This window comes from Allobosea sp., assembly GCF_030694325.1.
Taxonomy (GTDB): Bacteria; Pseudomonadota; Alphaproteobacteria; order Rhizobiales; family Beijerinckiaceae; genus Allobosea.
Genome location: NZ_JAUXYO010000183.1, coordinates 12624 through 31147, shown reverse-complemented (window position 1 = coordinate 31147; position 18524 = coordinate 12624). Strand labels below are relative to the sequence as shown.

Annotated in this window: 19 protein-coding genes; 12 read left to right on the top strand and 7 right to left on the bottom strand. The window is 68.4% G+C overall.

All coding sequences use genetic code 11. The features are described 5' to 3' along the window. Together ispG and Q8M82_RS11690 are read right to left on the bottom strand one after the other, a co-directional pair. Positions 1-1076, bottom strand: a 1076-nt coding sequence (ispG, locus tag Q8M82_RS11695) for a flavodoxin-dependent (E)-4-hydroxy-3-methylbut-2-enyl-diphosphate synthase (RefSeq protein ID WP_305691526.1), incomplete at its 3' end; no start/stop codon positions are given. Then, positions 1073-1615, bottom strand: coding sequence for a transcriptional repressor (locus tag Q8M82_RS11690; protein ID WP_305691525.1), 543 nt, complete (start codon positions 1613-1615; stop codon positions 1073-1075). The genes ispG and Q8M82_RS11690, both read right to left, overlap by 4 nt. A 129-nt stretch (positions 1616-1744) precedes the next feature. Between Q8M82_RS11690 and Q8M82_RS11685 the strand changes: the two genes are divergently transcribed. From Q8M82_RS11685 to Q8M82_RS11675, 3 genes are all read left to right on the top strand, one after another. Further along, positions 1745-2530: a 3-hydroxybutyrate dehydrogenase gene (locus Q8M82_RS11685; RefSeq protein WP_305691524.1), complete on the top strand. Its 786-nt coding sequence runs from the start codon at positions 1745-1747 to the stop codon at positions 2528-2530. Continuing rightward, entirely contained in the window at positions 2527-3597 is a 1071-nt protein-coding gene (locus tag Q8M82_RS11680) for a patatin-like phospholipase family protein (protein WP_305691523.1), read from the top strand. The genes Q8M82_RS11685 and Q8M82_RS11680 overlap by 4 nt, the downstream gene beginning before the upstream one ends. Positions 3598-3791: 194 nt before the next feature. Next, positions 3792-4205, top strand: coding sequence for a DUF3830 family protein (locus Q8M82_RS11675; RefSeq protein WP_066726067.1), 414 nt, complete (start codon positions 3792-3794; stop codon positions 4203-4205). 167 nt (positions 4206-4372) lie between these two features. On the opposite strand, the gene ybaL is transcribed toward Q8M82_RS11675, so the two are convergent. From ybaL to Q8M82_RS11660, 3 genes are all read right to left on the bottom strand, one after another. After that, the gene (gene ybaL, locus Q8M82_RS11670; RefSeq protein ID WP_305691522.1) at positions 4373-6139 is read right to left on the bottom strand and encodes a YbaL family putative K(+) efflux transporter; all 1767 of its coding nucleotides are present in this window, start codon (positions 6137-6139) and stop codon (positions 4373-4375) included. Positions 6140-6300: 161 nt separating this feature from the next. Next, entirely contained in the window at positions 6301-6621 is a 321-nt protein-coding gene (locus Q8M82_RS11665) for a polyhydroxyalkanoic acid system family protein (protein WP_305691521.1), read from the bottom strand. Positions 6622-6797: 176 nt separating this feature from the next. Further along, a complete protein-coding gene (locus Q8M82_RS11660; RefSeq protein WP_305691520.1) occupies positions 6798-7010 on the bottom strand; it encodes a hypothetical protein in 213 nt (70 codons plus the stop codon). Positions 7011-7225: 215 nt separating this feature from the next. Here Q8M82_RS11660 and Q8M82_RS11655 point away from each other — a divergent pair, with 215 nt between their 5' ends. Then, positions 7226-7909 (top strand): hypothetical protein, encoded by a 684-nt coding sequence (locus Q8M82_RS11655; protein ID WP_305691519.1) that lies wholly within the window; start codon positions 7226-7228, stop codon positions 7907-7909. A 98-nt stretch (positions 7910-8007) separates the two neighbouring features. Here the strand turns inward: Q8M82_RS11655 and Q8M82_RS11650 are convergent, their stop codons facing one another. Together Q8M82_RS11650 and Q8M82_RS11645 are read right to left on the bottom strand one after the other, a co-directional pair. Further along, complete coding sequence (locus Q8M82_RS11650) at positions 8008-8310, bottom strand: hypothetical protein (RefSeq protein ID WP_305691518.1); 303 nt, start codon at positions 8308-8310, stop codon at positions 8008-8010. A gap of 151 nt (positions 8311-8461) precedes the next feature. Then, positions 8462-8719 carry a hypothetical protein gene (locus Q8M82_RS11645; RefSeq protein WP_305691517.1) on the bottom strand — a complete coding sequence of 86 codons (258 nt, stop codon included), beginning with the start codon at positions 8717-8719 and terminating at the stop codon, positions 8462-8464. 313 nt (positions 8720-9032) lie between these two features. Here Q8M82_RS11645 and Q8M82_RS11640 point away from each other — a divergent pair, with 313 nt between their 5' ends. The 8 genes from Q8M82_RS11640 to Q8M82_RS11605 all read left to right on the top strand — a co-directional run bounded on the left by Q8M82_RS11640 (position 9033) and on the right by Q8M82_RS11605 (position 18500). Further along, the gene (locus Q8M82_RS11640; protein ID WP_305691516.1) at positions 9033-10022 is read left to right on the top strand and encodes an NAD-dependent epimerase/dehydratase family protein; all 990 of its coding nucleotides are present in this window, start codon (positions 9033-9035) and stop codon (positions 10020-10022) included. Beyond that, positions 10019-10780 carry an SDR family oxidoreductase gene (locus Q8M82_RS11635; RefSeq protein WP_305691515.1) on the top strand — a complete coding sequence of 254 codons (762 nt, stop codon included), beginning with the start codon at positions 10019-10021 and terminating at the stop codon, positions 10778-10780. Before Q8M82_RS11640 ends, Q8M82_RS11635 begins: the two co-directional genes overlap by 4 nt. A gap of 56 nt (positions 10781-10836) precedes the next feature. Continuing rightward, positions 10837-12261: an FAD/NAD(P)-binding protein gene (locus Q8M82_RS11630; protein WP_305691514.1), complete on the top strand. Its 1425-nt coding sequence runs from the start codon at positions 10837-10839 to the stop codon at positions 12259-12261. Positions 12262-12348: 87 nt separating this feature from the next. Continuing rightward, positions 12349-13956 (top strand): ABC transporter substrate-binding protein, encoded by a 1608-nt coding sequence (locus tag Q8M82_RS11625; RefSeq protein WP_305691513.1) that lies wholly within the window; start codon positions 12349-12351, stop codon positions 13954-13956. A gap of 186 nt (positions 13957-14142) precedes the next feature. Beyond that, positions 14143-15174, top strand: a complete 1032-nt coding sequence (locus tag Q8M82_RS11620; RefSeq protein WP_305691512.1) for an ABC transporter permease — start codon at positions 14143-14145, stop codon at positions 15172-15174. 124 nt (positions 15175-15298) lie between these two features. Next, complete coding sequence (locus Q8M82_RS11615) at positions 15299-16147, top strand: ABC transporter permease (RefSeq protein ID WP_069056427.1); 849 nt, start codon at positions 15299-15301, stop codon at positions 16145-16147. Positions 16148-16334: 187 nt separating this feature from the next. Continuing rightward, entirely contained in the window at positions 16335-18098 is a 1764-nt protein-coding gene (gene nikE, locus Q8M82_RS11610) for a nickel ABC transporter ATP-binding protein NikE (RefSeq protein WP_305691511.1), read from the top strand. Between the two features lie 84 nt (positions 18099-18182). After that, entirely contained in the window at positions 18183-18500 is a 318-nt protein-coding gene (locus Q8M82_RS11605) for a hypothetical protein (RefSeq protein WP_305691510.1), read from the top strand. Positions 18501-18524: the final 24 nt, after the last annotated feature.

Sequence of the window (18524 nt, the reverse complement as noted above, 5' to 3'; positions counted from 1 at the left end):
ACGATGCAGCCCATCACCGCGACGTTCAAAGCCTCGATGCCGGGATAGCGCGTCTTCCACTCCGGCATGGACGCGGCGATCCAGTCCTGGATGTCGCGGGCGAGTTCCTGGAAGACCGTTGAGGTGGTGCGCCCGCAGCCCGGGCAGGCGGCGACCTGCGGTATGAAGGCGCGAAACCCCATGGTCTGGAGCAGTTCCTGCGCCGCCTTGACCTCGAGCGTGCGATCGCCGCCGGGCTCCGGCGTCAGCGAGAAGCGGATCGTGTCGCCGATCCCCTCCTGCAGGAGGATGCCGAGCGCTGCCGAGGAGGCGACGATGCCCTTGGAGCCCATGCCGGCCTCGGTCAGGCCGAGATGGATGGCATAGTCGGAGCGCTGCGCCAGCATGCGGTAGACGGTGATCAGGTCCTGCACGCCGGAGACCTTGGCGGAGAGGATGATCTTGTCCTTGCCGAGCCCGATCTCCTCGGCGCGCACGGCCGAAAGCAGGGCCGACTGGACCATCGCCTCGCGCATGATCGCACGCGCGTCGAGCGGGCGCGGCTGGAGCGCGTTCTCGTCCATCAGCGCGGTCAGCAGTTCCTGGTCGAGCGAGCCCCAGTTGGCGCCGATGCGAACCGCCTTGCCGTATTTGATCGCGAGTTCGACGATCTGGCCAAATTGGCGGTCCTTCTTGTCCTTGAAGCCGACATTGCCGGGGTTGATGCGGTACTTCGCCAGGGCCTGCGCGCAGGCCGGATGCTCCGCCAGCAGCTTGTGGCCGATATAGTGGAAGTCGCCGATCAGCGGCACGTCGATGCCGACGCGGTCGAGCCGCTCGCGGATCTTCGGTACGGCGGCGGCGGCCTCGTCGCGGTCGACCGTTATGCGGACCAGTTCCGAGCCCTGCCGGGCGAGTGCGGCGACCTGCGCGACGGTGCCGGGGATGTCGGCGGTGTCGGTGTTGGTCATCGACTGGACGACGATCGGCGCGCCGCCGCCAACCGCGACGTTGCCGACCATCACCGGAACGGTGAGGTGACGCGCCTGCGGGCCGGAATGCCCATCCGCCAGGCAGGGGAAGGCGCGCTCGTTCATGTCCGGTTCTCCCGGCAGTGCTCGCAGCGGCCGACGATCTCGACGACCTGATGCGAGGGCGCGAAATGCCGCGACTCGGTCATGGCCGCGACCGCCTGTTTCATCGCGGCCGAGGAGTCCTCGTCGACGCCGCCGCAGGCCTCGCAGATCAGGAAGGCGACGACGTCGCCGGCGCCATGGCCATGCAGACAGGCGACATAGGCGTTGCGCGAGGAGAGCCGGTGGACGAAGCCCTGCTCGACCAGGAAATCGAGTGCGCGATAGATCGAGATCGGTGCCAGCCTGCGCCCGCCCGCCGGTGAGATCCGGTCGGCGAGGTCGTAGGCGCCGACGGGGCGGTGATCGGCGTGGAGTGCCTGCAGCGCCTTGGCGCGGATCGGGGTCAGGCGCAGGCCGCGCTCGCGGCAGACCTGCTCGGCCCGGGCCAGCGCTTCCGCCGCATGGGTGCGATGGTCATGGGCATGGCGGCACCCGCCATCCTCGGGGGAGGCGTGGTCATGATCGCCATGGTCATGGGCGTGCGGCTGCATTTTGGTCATGTTGCGTTGCGAAGGGTCATCGGGCAACGTGCGCGCGTTTCCTGTGCGGGCGGTCGCGCCTCGGCGGCGCTGCCCTGTCCGGCCCGAACCTAAGCATTTTCGAAGCGATTGTCAGGAGCCTTGACGCCGATGTTTCTCAAAGACCGTGCGGCCGCCATCACCGGTTCGACCTCGGGCATCGGCCTCGCCTATGCGAGGGCGCTCGCCAAGGAAGGGGCCCATCTCGTCATCAACGGCATCCTGCTGGCCGACGAGGCCGAAAAGCTGCGCTCCGGGCTGGCCAACGAGTTCGGCGTCAAGGTTCTGTTCTCCGCCGCCGACATGACCAAGCCCGAGGAGATCGCCGGTTTCATCGCCCAGGCGGAGGCGGAGTTCGGCGCGGTCGACATCCTCGTCAACAATGCCGGCATCCAGCATGTCGCGCCGGTGGACGAGTTCCCTCTGGCGAAATGGGATCAGATCATCGCGATCAACCTGTCCTCGGCCTTCCACACCACCCGCGCCGCACTGCCGAAGATGAAAGAGAAGGGCTGGGGCCGGATCATCAACACGGCTAGCGCGCATGCCTTCGTCGCCTCGCCCTACAAGAGCGCCTATGTCGCGGCCAAGCACGGCATCGCCGGCTTCACCAAGACGGTGGCGCTCGAGGTCGCGACCAAGGGCATCACGGTCAACGCGATCGCGCCCGGCTATGTCTGGACGCCGCTGGTCGAGAAGCAGATCCCGGACACGATGAAGGCGCGCGGGCTGACCAAGGAGCAGGTCATCAACGACGTGCTGCTGACGGCGCAGCCGACGAAGGAATTCGTCACCGTCGAGCAGGTGGCGGCGCTCGCCGTCTTCCTCTGCACCGACGCGGCCAAGTCGATCACCGGCACGACGCTGCCGATGGATGGCGGCTGGACCGCGGCGTGAGCGGCCGCAAGACAGCCGCGACGCCCATTCTCGGACTCGCCGGTCCCAAGGCGCAGAAATCGGTTTCGCTCGCGCTCCAGGGCGGGGGGGCGCATGGCGCCTTCACCTGGGGCGTGCTCGACGCGATCCTGGAAGACGGGCGGCTCGCCATCGAGGCGCTGTCGGGCACCAGTGCGGGCGCGATGAACGCGGTCGTGCTGGCGGAAGGCTGGATCGAGGGCGGGCCCGAGGGCGCGCGAACCAAGCTCGAGGCGTTCTGGCGGGCGATCAGCGTCGACGGGAAGTATGGCGGCTCGGAGCGCTCGCTGATCGACACGATGCTGGGCGCCTGGGGCGGCTCCAACGGCGTGCCGCCGGGCATGATCTGGTTCGAGATGTTCTCGAAGGTGGCGAGCCCCTACGACATCAATCCGCTCAACATCAATCCGCTGCGCGGCGTGATCGCGGACCTGATCGATTTCGACAAGGTGCGCGCCTGCACGCAGGTGAAGCTGTTCATCGCCGCCACCAATGTCCGCACCGGGAAGATCAAGCTGTTCAACGGCCCCGAGCTGACGGCGGACCATCTCATGGCCTCGGCCTGCCTGCCGATGCTCTTCCAGGCGGTCGAGATCGGCAAGGAGGCCTATTGGGACGGCGGCTACATGGGCAATCCGGCGCTGTTCCCGCTGTTCTACGAGGCGGCCGGCGACGACATCCTGCTGGTGCAGATCAACCCGCTGCTGCGCAAGGACCTGCCGACCAAGGCGCGCGACATCCAGGACCGGCTGAACGAAATCACCTTCAACGCCTCGCTGCTGCGCGAACTGCGCGCGATCGACTTCGTCAACCGGCTGGTCGACAGTGGCAAGCTCGACAAGAACGAGTACAAGCGCGTGCTGATGCACCGCATCGACGGTGGCCCGCCGCTGGCGGAGATGACCTCGTCCTCCCGGCTCAACGCCGATTGGGACTTCCTGCTGCGGCTGCGCGACATCGGCCGCGCGGCGGCCAGGCGCTGGCTGAAGCGCAATTACGAGGCGATCGGCACGGTCGGGACGCTCGACCTGAAGGCGGCGTTCTCGTAGAGAGCGCGGGATATCTCACCAGCCCTCATCCTGAGGAGCGGGCGAAGCCCGCGTCTCGAAGGATGCTCCAGATGGTTCGCGAGCCCCCTGAAGCATCCTTCGAGACGCCGCTGCGCGGCTCCTCAGGATGAGGCTCAAGGCCCCATATCCCCCGCCTCATCCGATCCCGGAAAAGCCACGCGAAAGGTCGTCCCATGTCCCAGCTCATCGTCACCGCAGGCCCCTTCACCTTCGAAGCCAAGCTCGAACTCGAGAACGCGCCCAAGACCTGCGCCGCCTTCCTCCGGCACATGCCGTTCACCAGCAAGATCGTGCATGTGCGCTGGAGCGGCGAGGGCGTCTGGATGCCGCTGGGCGATCTCGATTTCGGCGTCGGCTACGAGAACCACACCAGCTATCCGGCCCCGGGCCAGATCATTCTCTATCCCGGCGGCATCAGCGAGACCGAGATCCTGCTCGCCTATGGCGGCGTGCATTTCGCCAGCAAGATGGGCCAGCTCGCCGGCAACCACTTCATCACCCTGACCTCGGGGCTGGAGAACCTCTACACGCTCGGCCGCAAGACGCTCTGGGAAGGCGCGCAGGACATCCGGTTCGAGATGGTCTGAGGTCAGCCTGGGCACCGGTCGCAACGGACCCTGTCATCCTGACCAGCCGCGGAGCGGCGCAGGCCGGGATCCATCATAGGGCCCTGTCGTGCTCTATGATGGATCCCGGGACGGCCTGCGGCCGCCCAGGATGACGGTCTTGGTTCCGCATCCGACGATCCTTCGCGTCACGCCGCCGGCTGCGGTTCACCCTCCGACGGCGGCGTTTCCGGGGCCCCGCACAACGCCAGCATGGCGCGGGCGATCTCGGCCTCGCCCATGATCGTCAACGTGGCGCCGCATCGCGTCAGATGCGCGACCTCCGCGTCCGAATGGGCGCGGGCGACGATCGGCAGGGCCGGATTTTCGCGTCTGGCCTGTTCGCAGACCTGTCCCGCCTCGAAGCTCTGCGGGATGGCGACGAAGAGCCGCTTGGCGCGCTCCAGGCCGGCGGCGGCCAGCACCGCCGGGTCGGCGGCGTTGCCGAGCAGGAGTTCGGCGCCGTCGCGTCGCGCGGTGGCGACCGCATCGCTTTGTTCCTCGATCACCAGCACCTTTTCGCCGCGCGCCCTCAATCCGGCGCCGAGCAGCGCGCCGACACGGCCATAGCCGACGACGACCATGTGGTCGGAGAGCGTTGTCGGCGTGATGTCGAGATCGGGTGGCTCCTCTGCCGCGGCGTCTGGCGGGCTAGCGGCGCTGTCGACCACGGCGGGCTTCGGGGACGGCTGGGGCTTGGGCTTGGCCGCGGTCTCGCCGACGAAGCGGTCGACGAGCGCGAAGAGCACCGGATTCAGCAGGATCGAGAGGATCGCTCCGGCGAGGATGAGATCGCGCCCCTGCGGCGGCAGGATCGCCAGCGAGACGCCCAGCCCCGCCAGGATGAAGGAGAACTCGCCGATCTGCGCCAGCGAGGCCGAGATCGTCAGCGCCACGCCGTTCGACTTGCCGAAGGCGCGCACGATCAGCCAGGCGGCGAGCGACTTGCCGATCAGAATGATCGCCAGTGTCGCCAGCAGCGGGCCGGGCGCCCGCAGCAGGATCGCGGGGTCGAACAGCATGCCGACGGAGACGAAGAAGAGCACCGCGAAGGCGTCCCGCAGCGGCAGCGATTCCTCCGCCGCGCGCTGGCTGAGCGGGGATTCGCTCAGGATCATGCCGGCGAAGAAGGCGCCGAGAGCAAACGACACGCCGAACAGGCTGGCGGCGAGGAAGGCGACGCCCAGCGCGACCGCCAGCACCGCGAGGCGGAAGAGCTCGCGCGAGCCGGTATGGGCGACCCAGTGCAGGATCCAGGGAATGACGCGCCGGCCGACGACGAGCATGAAGGCGATGAAGGCGACGACCTTCATCAGGGTGAAGCCGAGGACGCCCCAGAGGCCGAGATCGAACTGGCTCGACAGTGGGGACGGCATGCCGGGCTGGGAACCGCGCAGGGCGTCCGCGACGGCGGGGATCATGACCAGCGCCAGCACCATGGCGAGGTCTTCCACAATCAGCCAGCCGACCGCGATCTTGCCCTTCTCGCTCTGGACGAGGCGGCGTTCCTGCAGGGCGCGCAGCAGCACGACCGTGCTCGCCACCGAGAGCGCGAGGCCGAAGACGAGACCCGCCACCCAGGTCCAGCCCATGAGGTAGCCGAGGCCCATGCCGAGCAGCGTCGCGGTGCCGATCTGGACGATGGCGCCGGGCACGGCGATCGCCTTCACGGACAGCAGGTCCTTGAGCGAGAAATGCAGGCCGACACCGAACATCAGCAGGATGACGCCGATCTCGGCCAGTTCATTGGCGAGGTTCTGGTCGGCGACGAAGCCCGGCGTGAAGGGGCCGACGGCGACGCCCGCGACGAGATAACCCACCAGAGGGGAGATGCGCAGCTTCTGGGCGACCGCGCCGAAGACAAAGGCCAGGCCGAGGCCCGCGACGAGGATGGCGATCAGCGGGCCGTGATGCATGGTTCTCCCGGATGGTGTGCGCGGCGAAGGCGGGGTCGAGGTCGGTAGCGACCATGGCGGCCGCACCCGGCGAATTCAACCGCTGAAATGCGGTATTGCGCGATTTGCCGCGAGGCGGCGGCAGATTCGGCCAGCCTCGCGAAAGCTCCAGGCCCGCAGCATCAGGCGCGCGGCTTCTCCAGCAGGATCTGTCCCTGCTTCTCGACGCCGATCTTCAGCTTCTCGGCGAACATGGCGAGCACCCAGGGCAGCATCATCTCGACACGCACGAGCGTCTGCTCGACATCGAGCCGGCCGCGCACGGTACAGCCTAGGGCGGCGACGCCGAAATGCAGGGTGTCGCCCTCCCAGCGTTCCTCGACGAGCTGCATCTTCACCAGGCCGAGACGGTCGCGAACGCGGTCGATGCCGTCCCGCAGGCGTGCCACGGCACCTTCGCGGCCCAGTTCGTGGGAGACGGTGATGCTGACGGGCTTGGCCATGCTGCTCTCTGATTGGGGGGCGCTCTGATCGTTTCGCCTGGAGAATGGGAACGGCCCCCGGCGATGTCCAGACGGGCGTGCCCCGGCTTTGCGGGCCGTCTGCGGTCGGGGCCCGAGAAAAGGGCCGGCTCGCGCGAGGCGCGGCCGGCCCTGGATGCGGTCTCCGGCGCCCTGCCTCAGCAGGCGCGCTCGTCAAGGCGGCGCTGGCCGCTTTCCGTCACGCGCCAGCGCGGACCGGCGGTCTCGACGAGGCCGCGATCCTCGAGCAGGTGGAGCATCGAATCGTCGAAGACGAACCGCGACGTTTGCTCGCGGATGCTCTCGAGCGCGATCCATTCGGGATCGGACAGCACGCCGGGGCGGCTGATCAGGAGTTGCTGAATGTCCATGAGCGTCTCCTTCTTCGCAGGCAATGGAGCGGGCTTGTCGCAGGCAATCGCGGCCTCGTTATGGCCGCGGCCGCCGCAGGCCGGCCCCAACTGTTTCGCTGGGGTCTCTCCTGCCGGCGGCCGCGAGCTTTCTCGATAGGGAGGGAACTCTGTCGGCGATCGTCGGTTCTGTCCCCAACAGCTCACGAAGGGTCGCGGGCCGATGCGTCCGCCTCGTGTCCTGGGCCCACCGCACGATGGAGAATTTCGCCATGGCGACCATGAACAGCTTTCCGCCGGATGTTCCCAAGGACATCGACGAGGCCCGCGAGGACATTGAGGGCGTGGCCGGCACCGTGCGTGCCAAAGCGTCCGACCTCGCCGAGAAGGCGACCGAAAGCGTTCGCGACGGCTATTATCGAGCCAAGGACGCGCTGACCGACGCCGACCCGATGGAACTGGCGCGAGAGGGCGGCGAGGCGGTCAAGAGTGCCGTCGAGCGCCACCCGCTGGCGGCCTTCGGTCTCGGCGCCCTGAGCGTCGGCCTGATCGCCTGGGCGACGATGCGCGGCCAGTCGACCTCACGATACGAGCGCTATCAGCCCGATTTCGGCCGCTGGAGCCGGATGTTGCAGGGTTATGGCAGCGAAGCCGCCGACACCGGCGGGAGCCTGCTGAAGAGCGGCGAGAAGTGGCTGCGCAGCCATTCCGGCACGGCCAGCGAGCAGGCGCGCGATTATGCCGCCCAGGCGCGCGACTATGCCGATTACGGCGGGCGCGTGATCGCTCACCGCGCCGAGCGTGAGCCGATCGCGGCGATGATCGGCGTCGGCATCGCGGTCTACGTCATCGGCTCGCTGATCGCATCGGCCAGCGCGAGCGACAGCCCGCCGCCGCGCCGCCGCACCGCCAAGCGCTGACCGCCGATCCCGGCTTCGCGACATGAAAAAGCCCTGCCGCAGCAATGCGGCAGGGCTGATTTTCGTGATGCGCCCCCGAAAGGCGGCGCGCCTCGATCTCACCACCAGTAGCCGGGGCCGCCGTAGTAGTAGCCGCGACGGTAATAGCCGCGATTGGCCGAGGCCGCGATCGCGCCCCCGACGACACCGGCGGCGACGCCGGCTGCGACTGCGTTACCGGCCTCGTTCGAGGCGCGGCGGTTCTCCACGTAATTGGCGGAGCGGCACTGCTGGTAGGCACGGGTGCCGGGGCGGAAGCCCTGCGATTCGCAGGTGATCTCGGCGTCGGCGAGCGATTCCTGCGCCGTCTGGCAGCCGGCGAGCACAGCCGCCATGGCTCCGACAATCAGAATAGTACGCATTTCTTGTCCCTTTTTGCAGCCTCCCAAAGGCTTACCGGACTAAAATGCAGGACCTTCGGCAGGTCAAGCCAAACAGCGACACACCCAGCAACAGTTCGGTGGCGCTCGCCATGACTGTCGTAGCGTCCTCGATATGGCAGCCAGGGCTGCGTCAGCCGGTCTTGCGTGCCGGCTTTTCGACCGGCTTGCCCGAGCGCACCAGGCTCGCGATCTCGAGCGGCGGCACGCCCGACTTCTCGGCGATGATCCGGTCCTGCTCCATGATGGCGTCGCGAGCCGGTTCGTCGCCGTCGAGCCCGCCCAGCAATTCCGTCGGTACCCGTCGGTTGGAGCGGCGGGAGCCGTCGACATAGACCACGTCGAACATCACGAATTCGGCCTCGAGCGGCTTGGATTTTTTCCGGGCCATGGCAGGCTCCTCTGGAACGATGGGCGAGACCGGCGCCGTTCGGGAATCGAATTCGCATGGGCGCTCGGCGACGGAGCGCCGGACCGCGGCGGTGAGCGGGGCCGGAAGATGATGGCGGAGGCCTAGCCGATGAGGGCCCGCCTTGCAATCGGGCCCGCCCCGCCGATGGCGCGCAGCCCCCCGCGCATGGTGCGGCTTGCCGGACAAGCGGCGGCGTCCTTAGCTTCCGGCCGCGGGTCGTCGTGCCGAAGGGCCGGCATCCGTGTCCCCAACGCACGGCCCGGAGCCGTCCATCCCGACGAAAGGTCCATCGGTGAGAACTCTGATCTTCGGCGGGGCCGGTTTCGTCGGTTTGAACATCGCGGAGGCCCTGCTGCGCGCCGGGCACGATGTCGCAGCCTTCGATCGCTCCGCCATGCCCGAGGCGGCGCTGCGGTCCTTTGCCGTGCTGCCGGGTGCTTTCACGGCGATCCGAGGCGACGTCACCGACGAGGCCGCGGTGGCTTCGGCGATGTCGGCGGGTGCCGATCTCGTGGTGATGGGCGCGGCGATCACGGCCGGGCGCGAGCGGGACGCCCGCGACCCGGCGACGACGCTGAAGGTCAATCTCCTGGCGCAGGTGCCGGTCCTGGCGGCGGCGCGGGCGGCGGGCGTGCGGCGGGTGATCAATCTCAGTTCCGCCGCCGCCTATGGCGCAGCCGGCGAGCGCCTGCCCGAACTCGACGAGACGACGCCGGGAGATCCGGTCGGGCTCTATGCCATCACCAAATGGGCGAGCGAGAGGGTCGGCGCGCGGCTCGGCGATCTCTGGGGGCTCGACGTCGTCAGCCTGCGGCTGAGCGGCGTCTTCGGCCCCTGGGAGCATGCGACCGGCGTGCGCGACACGCTGAGCCCGCACTGCCAGATCCTGGCGGCAGCGGTGGCGGAGCAGCCGGCGATCCTGCCGCGGCCGGGGCTTCGCGATTGGATCTACGCGCCCGACGTGGCGGATGCCGTCCTCGCGGTCGCGGGGGCCGGCACACTCGGCCATGGCATCTATAATGTCTCGACCGGAAAGCGCTTCACGATGCTCGACTGGGGCCAGCGGCTGGCGCAGGCCTTCCCCGGCTCCGTCTGCCGGCTGGCGGAGCCCGGCGAGGCGGCGACGATCGATTTCCACGGCCCCTCCGACCGTGCCCCGATGGCCGTGGCCCGGATCGCGCAAGACCTCGGCTGGGTGGCAAAGACCGATGGCCTGGACTCGGCCGACCAACTCGCCGCCTGGTGGCACACCGACGGCCGGACCATGGAGACGGGACGATGAAACTCGCCGGAAAGACGGCCCTCGTGACGGGCGCAGGCTCCGGCATCGGCCAGGCGATCGCGCTTCTCTTTGCGGCCGAGGGCGCGCAGCTCGCGCTGATCGACCGTGACGAGGCCGGGCTCGTGGAGACGCAGGCGCAGATCGCGGCGGCGGGTGGCCAGGCCATCATCCAGTGCGGCGATGTCGGCGCTCCCGGGTTCGCCGAGGCGGCGGTCGCGGTCTGCGCCGGGCGCTTCGGCGGGCCCGACGTGCTGGTGACGGCGGCGGGTTTCTCCTGCGGCGGCACGGTGACGACCACTGCGCCCGAGGATTGGGACGCGGTGTTTCGCGCCAATGTCGGCGGCACCTTCCTGTTCGCGCGCGCCGCGATCCCGCGGATGCAGGCCCGCGGCGGCGGGGCGATCGTCACCTTCGCCTCGCAGCTCGCGCTCGCCGGCGGGCGCGGCAACAGCGCCTATATCGCCGCCAAGGGCGCGATCCTCTCGCTGACGCGGACGATGGCGCTCGATTACGCGGCGGACGCCATCCGCGTGACCGCGATCGCGCCCGGCGCCATCGACACGCCGATGCTGCGGCGCAGCTTCGCCCGCCATGCCGATCCGGAGCCGGTGCGGGAGGCCTCACGCAGCCGCCACGCGATGAAGCGCTTCGGCCGCGCGGAGGAGGTGGCGCAGGCCGCCCTCTATCTCGCCAGCGATGCCTCATCCTTCAGCACCGGCACCACCATGGTGGTCGATGGCGGCTGGCTGGCGGCCTGAGGGGGGACAGGGAGGGAGGCGCGATGGACGGCATGAACGCTGCATCGGGAGACGCCATGAAACATGACGGTCTCTCCCTGCTCGAAAGCCGCGTCGCGGCCGATCTCGCCCGCACCGCCCATCCGCGCGCGCCCTGGCTGAAGCCGGTGACCGGCCCGGACGGACAGCCGGCTCACGACGTCATCATCGTCGGCGGCGGCCAGTCCGGCCTCGCCACGGCCTTCGGGCTGCTGCGCTCGCGGGTCGACAACATCCTGGTGCTGGACAAGGCGCCGGCCGGGCAGGAGGGGCCCTGGCGGACCTATGCGCGCATGCACACGCTGCGCAGCCCGAAGGACTTCACCGGCCCCGACCTCGACATGCCCTGCCTGACCTACCAGTCCTGGCACGAAGCGAAGTTCGGCGCCGACAGCTGGGACGAACTCGCCCTGATCCCGAAGGGGCACTGGGCGGATTATCTCGACTGGTTCAGGCACGTCACGGGCCTGCCGGTGCGCAACGAGGCCGAGGTCGTCGACATCGCGCCGGTGGACGGGCTTCTGGCGGTGACGGTCCGGAGCCGCGGCGTCGAGAGCCGGCTCTACGCGCGCAAGGTCGTGCTCGCCACGGGTCAGGAGAGCATGGGCGACTGGAGCCTGCCGGCGCCGATCGCAGCGCTGCCGTCGCAGCGCCGGGCGCATTGTGCCGAAGCCATCGACTTTGCGGCGCTGGCGGGCAGGCGGGTGGCGGTGATCGGCGCCGGCGCCTCGGCCTTCGACAATGCCGCCACCGCGCTCGAAGCCGGGGCGGCGGAGGTTCACCTGTTCTGCCGGCGCAAGGAGATCCAGGTGGTGCAGCCCTATCGCTGGCTGACCTTCCGCGGCTTCCTGCGCCATCTCGGCGATCTCGACGATCCCTGGCGCTGGCGCTTCATGAGCGCGGTGCTGGGCCTGCGCGAGGGTTTCCCGCAGGCGACCTATGACCGCTGTGCGATCCACGACGCCTTCCGGCTGCATCTGGGATCGCCCGTCGTCAGCGCCATCGACGGTCCGGGCGGGGTCGAGCTGGCGACGCCGTGCGGCTCCGTCACGGTGGATTTCGTGATCTGCGCGTCGGGCATCGAGATCGACCCCTCCACACGGCCGGAACTCGCGCGCTTCGCCGGCAACATCGCCTCCTGGGGCGACCGCTATACGCCTCCGCCGGCGGAGCGTGACGAGCGGCTGGCGCGCTTTCCCTATCTCGGCGACGATTATGCGCTGGCCGAGCGCGTGCCGGGCGCGACGCCCTGGATCTCGGACATCCATCTGTTCAGCATCGCCTCGACGATGAGCTTCGGCGCCTCGGGCTCCTCGATCAACGCCATGACCACCGCGGTGCCGAAGCTGGTCGCGGGGCTGACGCGCGGGCTGTTCCGGGCCGATATCGAGACGCTCTGGGCGGAGTTCCAGGCCTATGACGTGCCGCAGGCGGTCGTGCGGCCGCCGGCAGCTGTGGGCTGACCCACCGCTCGCATGGCACCCCGCTTGCATCCTGTTCCGTTCGGAACCAACCTGTCGCCTGCAACCATAAAAACGAGGGGATCAAACATGAGCATCCTGAGGACCGCCGGCCTGGTGGCGGCGCTGCTGGCATCCACGGCCCTGCCGGCGCTGGCGCAGACGCGCGCGGAGACGCTGCGCCATGTCACCGGCGCCGCGATCAACACGCTTGATCCGAACATTCCAGGCTCGACCCGCGAAGCCTTCGGCCTTTCTCTCCTGACCTATGACCGCCTGCTCTCCTTCGGGAAGAAACAGCTCGACGGCAAATGGGTCTTCGACCTCGACAAGTTCCAGCCCGAACTGGCCGAGAGCTACACGGTCAGCCCCGATGGGCTGAAGATCACATTCAAGCTGCGCCAGGACGCCAAGTTCCACGACGGCACGCCGGTGACGGCGGAGGATGTGAAGTGGTCGCTCGACCGCGCCGTGACCGCCAATGTGCTCGGCAAGGGCCAGCTCCTGACGGGCTCGCTGACCAGCGCCGACCAGTTCAAGGTCGTCGACGCCCACACCTTCGAGGTGACGCTGCCCAAGCCCGACAAGCTGGCGCTGGCCAACCTCGCCGTGGTCTATCCGGTGATCTTCAATTCCAAGCTCGCCAAGTCGAAGGCGACCGCCGAAGACCCCTGGGCGCTGGCCTGGCTGAAGGAGAACACCGCGGGCTCGGGCGCCTACATCATCGAGAGCTTCAAGCCGGGCGAGACCACGATCCTGCGCCGCAACCCGGACTGGAACCGCGGCTCGGCCGACAAGCCCGCCGCCTTCAAGCGCATCATCACCCAGACGATCCCCGAGGCCGCGACCCGCGCCAACCTCGTCGAGAAGGGCGATGCCGACATCGCCATCGACCTGCAGGCGACCGACGCCGCCGATCTCGAAAAGAAGGGCAAGCTCAAGGTCATCTCGACCCCGCAGTACAACGCCATCACCTTCGTCTCGTTCAACAACCAGATGCCGCCCTTCGACAAGCTCGAGGTGCGCAAGGCGATCGCCGCCGCGCTGCCCTATGAGGACATGTTCAAGGCGGCGCTGTTCGGCCGCGGCAAGCCGCTCTATGGCGCGACCTGGGCGGACGGCAAGGCGCCGACGGGCGAGACCTTCCCGATCCCGCAGCCGGTGAAGACCGACCTCGCGGAGGCCAAGAAGCTGATGACCGCGGCGGGCTTCCCCGACGGGTTCTCGACGACCTTCTCCTTCAATGTCGGCCAGGCCGGCACGGCCGAGCCGATGGCGGCGCTGCTGAAGGAGGCGCTCGCCAAGATCGGCATCAAGGTCGAGATCCAGAAGCTGCCGGACGCGCAGATGTCGACCCTGATCAACGAGAAGAAGGTGCCGTTCTTCACCGAGGGCATCGTCGCCTGGCTGCCCTCGATGGATTACTTCTACCGCAACTTCTACATCGGCCCGATCCGCTGGAACTACTCCTCGATCAACGACGAGAAGATCACGGAATGGGCCCAGACCGCCCGCTTCGAGCCGGACATGGCCAAGTACGCGGCGCTGGGCAAGGAGCTGAACACCCGGCATTTCGAGCTGATGCCGCAGATCCCGCTCTGGCAGCCCTCGCAGGACGCGGTGATGGCGCCGTCCGTCGAAGGCTATGTCTACCAGTTCCACCGTCAGATCGACTTCCGGGATCTGAGCCGGAAGTGACCACCAGCGTCATTCCGGGGCTTCGCGAAGCGAAGAGCCCGGAACCCATATCCGCGCGGGTTGCAGGATTTGACGAGAGAGTCGGTGCCTTCTGTTCGAAACGGGTGTTCATGGGTTCCGGGCTCGACCCTGCGGGTCGCCCCGGAATGACGGCGCGGTTGCGTCGCGTACCGATCGAGGCCTGACATGTCGCAACTCTCCACCACCGCCAAACGGGCCGGCTGGCGCTTCGCCTCGTCGCTGCCGGCGCTGTTTGGCGTGCTGGTCTTCACCTTCCTGCTGATGCGAGTGCTGCCGGGCGATCCGGCGGTGTTCTTCGCGTCGGGCCCCAGCGCCGGGAAGGAGGAGATCGAGATGATCCGCAAGCAGATGGGCCTCGACAAGCCGGTGCCCGAGCAGCTGCTGCGCTATCTCGGCGATATCGGCTCGGGCAATCTCGGCCGCTCGCTCACGACGGGGCAGCCGGTGCTGGCGGATCTGAAATCGCGTTTGCCGGCCTCGCTAGAGCTGACCTTTTCGGCGCTGCTGATCGCGCTGCTGACGGCGATCCCACTCGGCGTCGCGGCGGCGCTGCGGCAGGGCTCCTGGGTCGACCATCTCGTGCGCTTCATCTGCGCGCTCGGCGTCTGCGTGCCGACCTTCGTCTCCGGCCTGCTGCTGATCTACGCCTTCTATTATCTGCTCGGGCTCGCGCCCGATCCGACGGGGCGGGTCGACATCTTCACCTCGCTGCCGCCGCGCGCCACCGGCTTCCTGCTGATCGATTTCGCGCTGGCGGGCGACTGGGAGGGCTGGCGCGCCGCAGCGGCGCAGCTCGTGCTGCCGGCAATGACGATGGCGCTGTTCGTGGTGGCACCGCTGGCGCGCATCACACGCGCGGCGATGCTGGCCTCGCTCGGCAGCGATTTCGTCCGCACCGCGCGCTCGCTCGGCCTGCCGCCGCGCAAGGTCATCGTCACCTATGCGCTGCGGAACGCGCTTTTACCGGTGCTGACCATCGCCGGCATCGTGTTCTCGACCATGCTCGGCGCCAACGTGCTGGTCGAAAAGGTGTTCTCCTGGCCTGGCGTCGCCTCCTACGCGCTCGATGCGCTGCTCTCCTCCGACTATGCACCGGTGCAGGGCTTCGTGTTGCTGATGGCCTCGATCTTCGTCGTGGTGAACCTGACCGTGGACGTGCTCTACGGCATCGCCGATCCCCGGGTGTCGGTGGAATGAGGGGATTTTCAGTACGCGTCATGGTCGGGCTTGACCCGACCATCTCGGAAACGAGCCTCTCCTGCTTGAGATTCTCGGGTCTGCGCTTCGCTTCGCCCGAGAATGACGGCGGAGGCTTGACGCCATGACCTCCTCCACCCTCCGCCACACCGTCTGGATCCTGCGCGGCAACCCGGTCACGGCGGTCGCCGCCGCCGGCGCCTTCATTCTCTGCGTCCTCGCCGTGATCGGCCCCTGGATCGTGCCCTTCGACCCGATCGCGTCGGATGTCGCCAATGCGTTGCAGCCGCCGAGCGCCAAATACTGGGCGGGGACAGACCAGCTCGGCCGCGACGTGTTCAGCCGGCTGATTGTCGCGGCGCGGCTCGATCTCGCCATCGCGGCGTCCGCCGTGAGCCTGTCCTTCGTGCTCGGCGCGGTGGTCGGCGCGCTGTGCGGCTATACTGGCGGGCGGCTCGACCGCTATGTCGGGCGCTTCGTCGACGTGCTGATGGCCTTCCCGCTCTTCGTGCTGGCGATGGCGATGGTGGCCGCGCTCGGCAACCGGGTCGAAAACATCGTCATCGCGACCGCGATCATCAACCTGCCCTTCTACATCCGCTTCGCGCGGGCCGAGGTGAATGTCCGGCGCAATGCCGGCTGGGTCGAGGCGGCGCGCGCCAGCGGCGACAGCCATGTCTCGGTGGTCCTGCGCTTCCTCCTGCCGAACGTGCTGCCGGCGATGGCGGTGCAGGTCTCGCTGAATCTCGGCTGGGCGATCCTCAACGCGGCGGGGCTCTCCTTCATTGGGCTCGGTGTCTCCGCCCCGACCCCGGAATGGGGCATCATGGTCGCGGAGGGCGCACGCTTCATCTCCACCGGCAAATGGTGGCTCGTCGCCTTTCCGGGGCTGGCGCTGATGCTGACGGTGCTGTGCTTCAATCTGCTCGGCGACGGCCTGCGCGACATCCTCGACCCGCGGATGCGGACGTGACGATGGCAATGCCCATCGGACACACCGCGTCATTCCGGACGCAGCGAAGCGGAGCTCCGGAATCCATCATAGAGCGACAGCGCCCTTCGATGGATCCCGGAGCTGCGCGGCTGCGCCGCTTGTCCGGGATGACGGAGTGGTTCGGGCGGCAGGCGGCAGAGTTTTGACAGTGACCCCTCCGCAAAGCTTGCCCCTCCTCGCCATCGACGACCTGCACGTTACCTTCTCGACCCGGCGCGGGCTGGTCGAGGCGGTGCGCGGCGTTTCGTTTTCGGTGGCCGCGGGCGAGACGCTCGGCGTCGTCGGCGAGAGCGGCTCGGGCAAATCGGTGACGGCGTTTGCCGTGACGCGGCTGCTCGATGCGTCGGGCCGGGTCAGCCAGGGCCGCATCCGCTTCGCCGGCGAGGACATCACCAAGGCCTCCTCGAAGCAGCTGCGCCGCCTGCATGGCGCGGCGATCTCGATGATCTTCCAGAACCCGCGCGGCGCGCTGAACCCCATCCGCACGGTGGGCCAGCAGATCGCCGACGCGATCATGGCCCACGAGCCGATCTCTTCGGCCGAGGGCCGGGCGCGGGCGCTCGAGCTGCTCAAGGCGGTACTGATCCGCGAGCCCGAGAAGCGGCTCGACGCCTATCCGCACGAGCTCTCGGGCGGCATGTGCCAGCGCGTCATGATCGCGATGGCGATCGCCTGCGCGCCCAAGCTGCTGATCGCCGACGAGCCGACGACGGGGCTCGACGTCACCACGCAGAAGACGGTGATGGACCTGCTGTCGAAGATCACCGCCGAGCGCGGGATGGCGATGATCCTGATCACGCATGATCTCGGCCTCGCCTCGCGCTACTGCCAGCGCGTCTGCGTGATGGAGCAGGGCAAGGTCGTCGAGGAGGCGCAGCCGCTTGCGCTCTTCAGCGCGCCGCAGCACCCCTACACCAAGCGCCTCGTCGCGGCCTCGCCGACGGCGACCTCGACGATTGCGGATCTGGCGCCAGAGGCGTTGGCGCCGTCTGCCGTCTCCCACAGCCCTCATCCTGAGGAGGCCGCGCCAGCGGCCGTCTCGAAGGATGGTTTAGTGGTCTCGGAGCCTCCTGGAGCCTCCTTCGAGCCGAAGCCTGCGGCTTCTCCTCAGGATGAGGGCTCAGGAAAAACCAAGCCCGCCCCCGGCACGCCGCTTCTGCTCGAAGTCCAGAACCTCGTGAAGCGCTATGACCGCGGCGTGGTCGCGGTGAACGACGTCTCCTTCGCGATCCGGGCCGGGGAGAGCCTCGGCCTCGTCGGCGAATCCGGCTCGGGCAAGAGCACGATTTCGCGGCTGGTCTGCCGGCTGATCGACGCCAGCGAGGGCGAGATCCTGTTCGACGGCCAAGCAATCGGAACGCTGCCGGCGCGCGATTTTCACCGTTCGCCGCTGCGCAAGGACATCCAGATCGTCTTCCAGGACCCGACCGACAGCCTCAATCCGCGCTTCAACGCCTTCGACTGCATCGCCCATCCGCTGCGGCGCCTGTTGAACATGAAGGACGGCGCGGCGCTGACCGCGCGCGTCAGCGAATGTGCGGAGCGCGCCGGTCTGCCGAGCAGCCTGCTGGAACGCTTCCCGCACCAGCTCTCGGGCGGACAGAAGGCGCGTGTCGGCATCGCGCGCGCCATCGCCTGCCGGCCGCGGCTCCTGATCCTCGACGAGCCGACGGCGGCGCTCGATGTCTCCGTCCAGGCCGTGATCCTGCAGCTGCTCGACCGCCTGCGGCGCGAGGACGATCTGGCGCTGCTCTTCGTCAGCCATGATCTCAACGTCGTCCGGATGATGTGCGAGCGCACGGTGGTGATGCAGAACGGGCAGATCGTCGAGCAGGGCGAGAGCCTGGCGCTGTTTGCCGCGCCGCAGACGGAGTATGCGCGCACGCTGCTGGAGGCGGTGTTGCATCTCGGCGGACCGACCGCCCGCTAGCCGGCCCGCGATCGCGCCTTGAATTTGCGGCAAAGCGGCGGATCATGGCGCCCGATGTTTCGCCACCGCCCGAGGACAGCCTTCATGCCCCGTCTCCCGCTGCTGCCCGCTCTGGCGCTGCCCGTCCTGCTCGGCGCCTGCGCCATCCCGACCGCGCGCTCCAACATCGTCGTGCTGACGGACAACAAGGCGGTGGTCGAGCCCTGCACGAAGCTTGGCGAGATCGACGGCGCCTCGGAGCTGCATGCCGTGCTGATCCTCGACAAGGCGCGGGACGCCGCGCTGGCGCGGCTCAAGAGCCGAGCCGCCGATATGGGCGGCACCCATGTCCTCAGCAGCGTCGCCGACATCAAGTGGAAGGGGCCGTCGACGACCGGGACGGTCTATAAATGCGGGGCGTGAGGGGATTCGTCTCTGACTGTCTCG

What these genes read in the sequence shown, in the direction of transcription:
- Q8M82_RS11650 (WP_305691518.1), bottom strand. Translation starts at nt 8,310, where the DNA reads ATGCGTACTATTCTGATTGTCGGAGCCATGGCGGCTGTGCTCGCCGGC.
- Q8M82_RS11685 (WP_305691524.1), top strand. Translation starts at nt 1,745, where the DNA reads ATGTTTCTCAAAGACCGTGCGGCCGCCATCACCGGTTCGACCTCGGGC.
- Q8M82_RS11615 (WP_069056427.1), top strand. Translation starts at nt 15,299, where the DNA reads ATGACCTCCTCCACCCTCCGCCACACCGTCTGGATCCTGCGCGGCAAC.
- Q8M82_RS11690 (WP_305691525.1), bottom strand. Translation starts at nt 1,615, where the DNA reads ATGACCAAAATGCAGCCGCACGCCCATGACCATGGCGATCATGACCAC.
- ybaL (WP_305691522.1), bottom strand. Translation starts at nt 6,139, where the DNA reads ATGCATCACGGCCCGCTGATCGCCATCCTCGTCGCGGGCCTCGGCCTG.
- Q8M82_RS11605 (WP_305691510.1), top strand. Translation starts at nt 18,183, where the DNA reads ATGCCCCGTCTCCCGCTGCTGCCCGCTCTGGCGCTGCCCGTCCTGCTC.
- Q8M82_RS11635 (WP_305691515.1), top strand. Translation starts at nt 10,019, where the DNA reads ATGAAACTCGCCGGAAAGACGGCCCTCGTGACGGGCGCAGGCTCCGGC.
- Q8M82_RS11675 (WP_066726067.1), top strand. Translation starts at nt 3,792, where the DNA reads ATGTCCCAGCTCATCGTCACCGCAGGCCCCTTCACCTTCGAAGCCAAG.
- Q8M82_RS11665 (WP_305691521.1), bottom strand. Translation starts at nt 6,621, where the DNA reads ATGGCCAAGCCCGTCAGCATCACCGTCTCCCACGAACTGGGCCGCGAA.
- Q8M82_RS11660 (WP_305691520.1), bottom strand. Translation starts at nt 7,010, where the DNA reads ATGGACATTCAGCAACTCCTGATCAGCCGCCCCGGCGTGCTGTCCGAT.
- Q8M82_RS11645 (WP_305691517.1), bottom strand. Translation starts at nt 8,719, where the DNA reads ATGGCCCGGAAAAAATCCAAGCCGCTCGAGGCCGAATTCGTGATGTTC.
- Q8M82_RS11620 (WP_305691512.1), top strand. Translation starts at nt 14,143, where the DNA reads ATGTCGCAACTCTCCACCACCGCCAAACGGGCCGGCTGGCGCTTCGCC.
- Q8M82_RS11625 (WP_305691513.1), top strand. Translation starts at nt 12,349, where the DNA reads ATGAGCATCCTGAGGACCGCCGGCCTGGTGGCGGCGCTGCTGGCATCC.
- Q8M82_RS11630 (WP_305691514.1), top strand. Translation starts at nt 10,837, where the DNA reads ATGAAACATGACGGTCTCTCCCTGCTCGAAAGCCGCGTCGCGGCCGAT.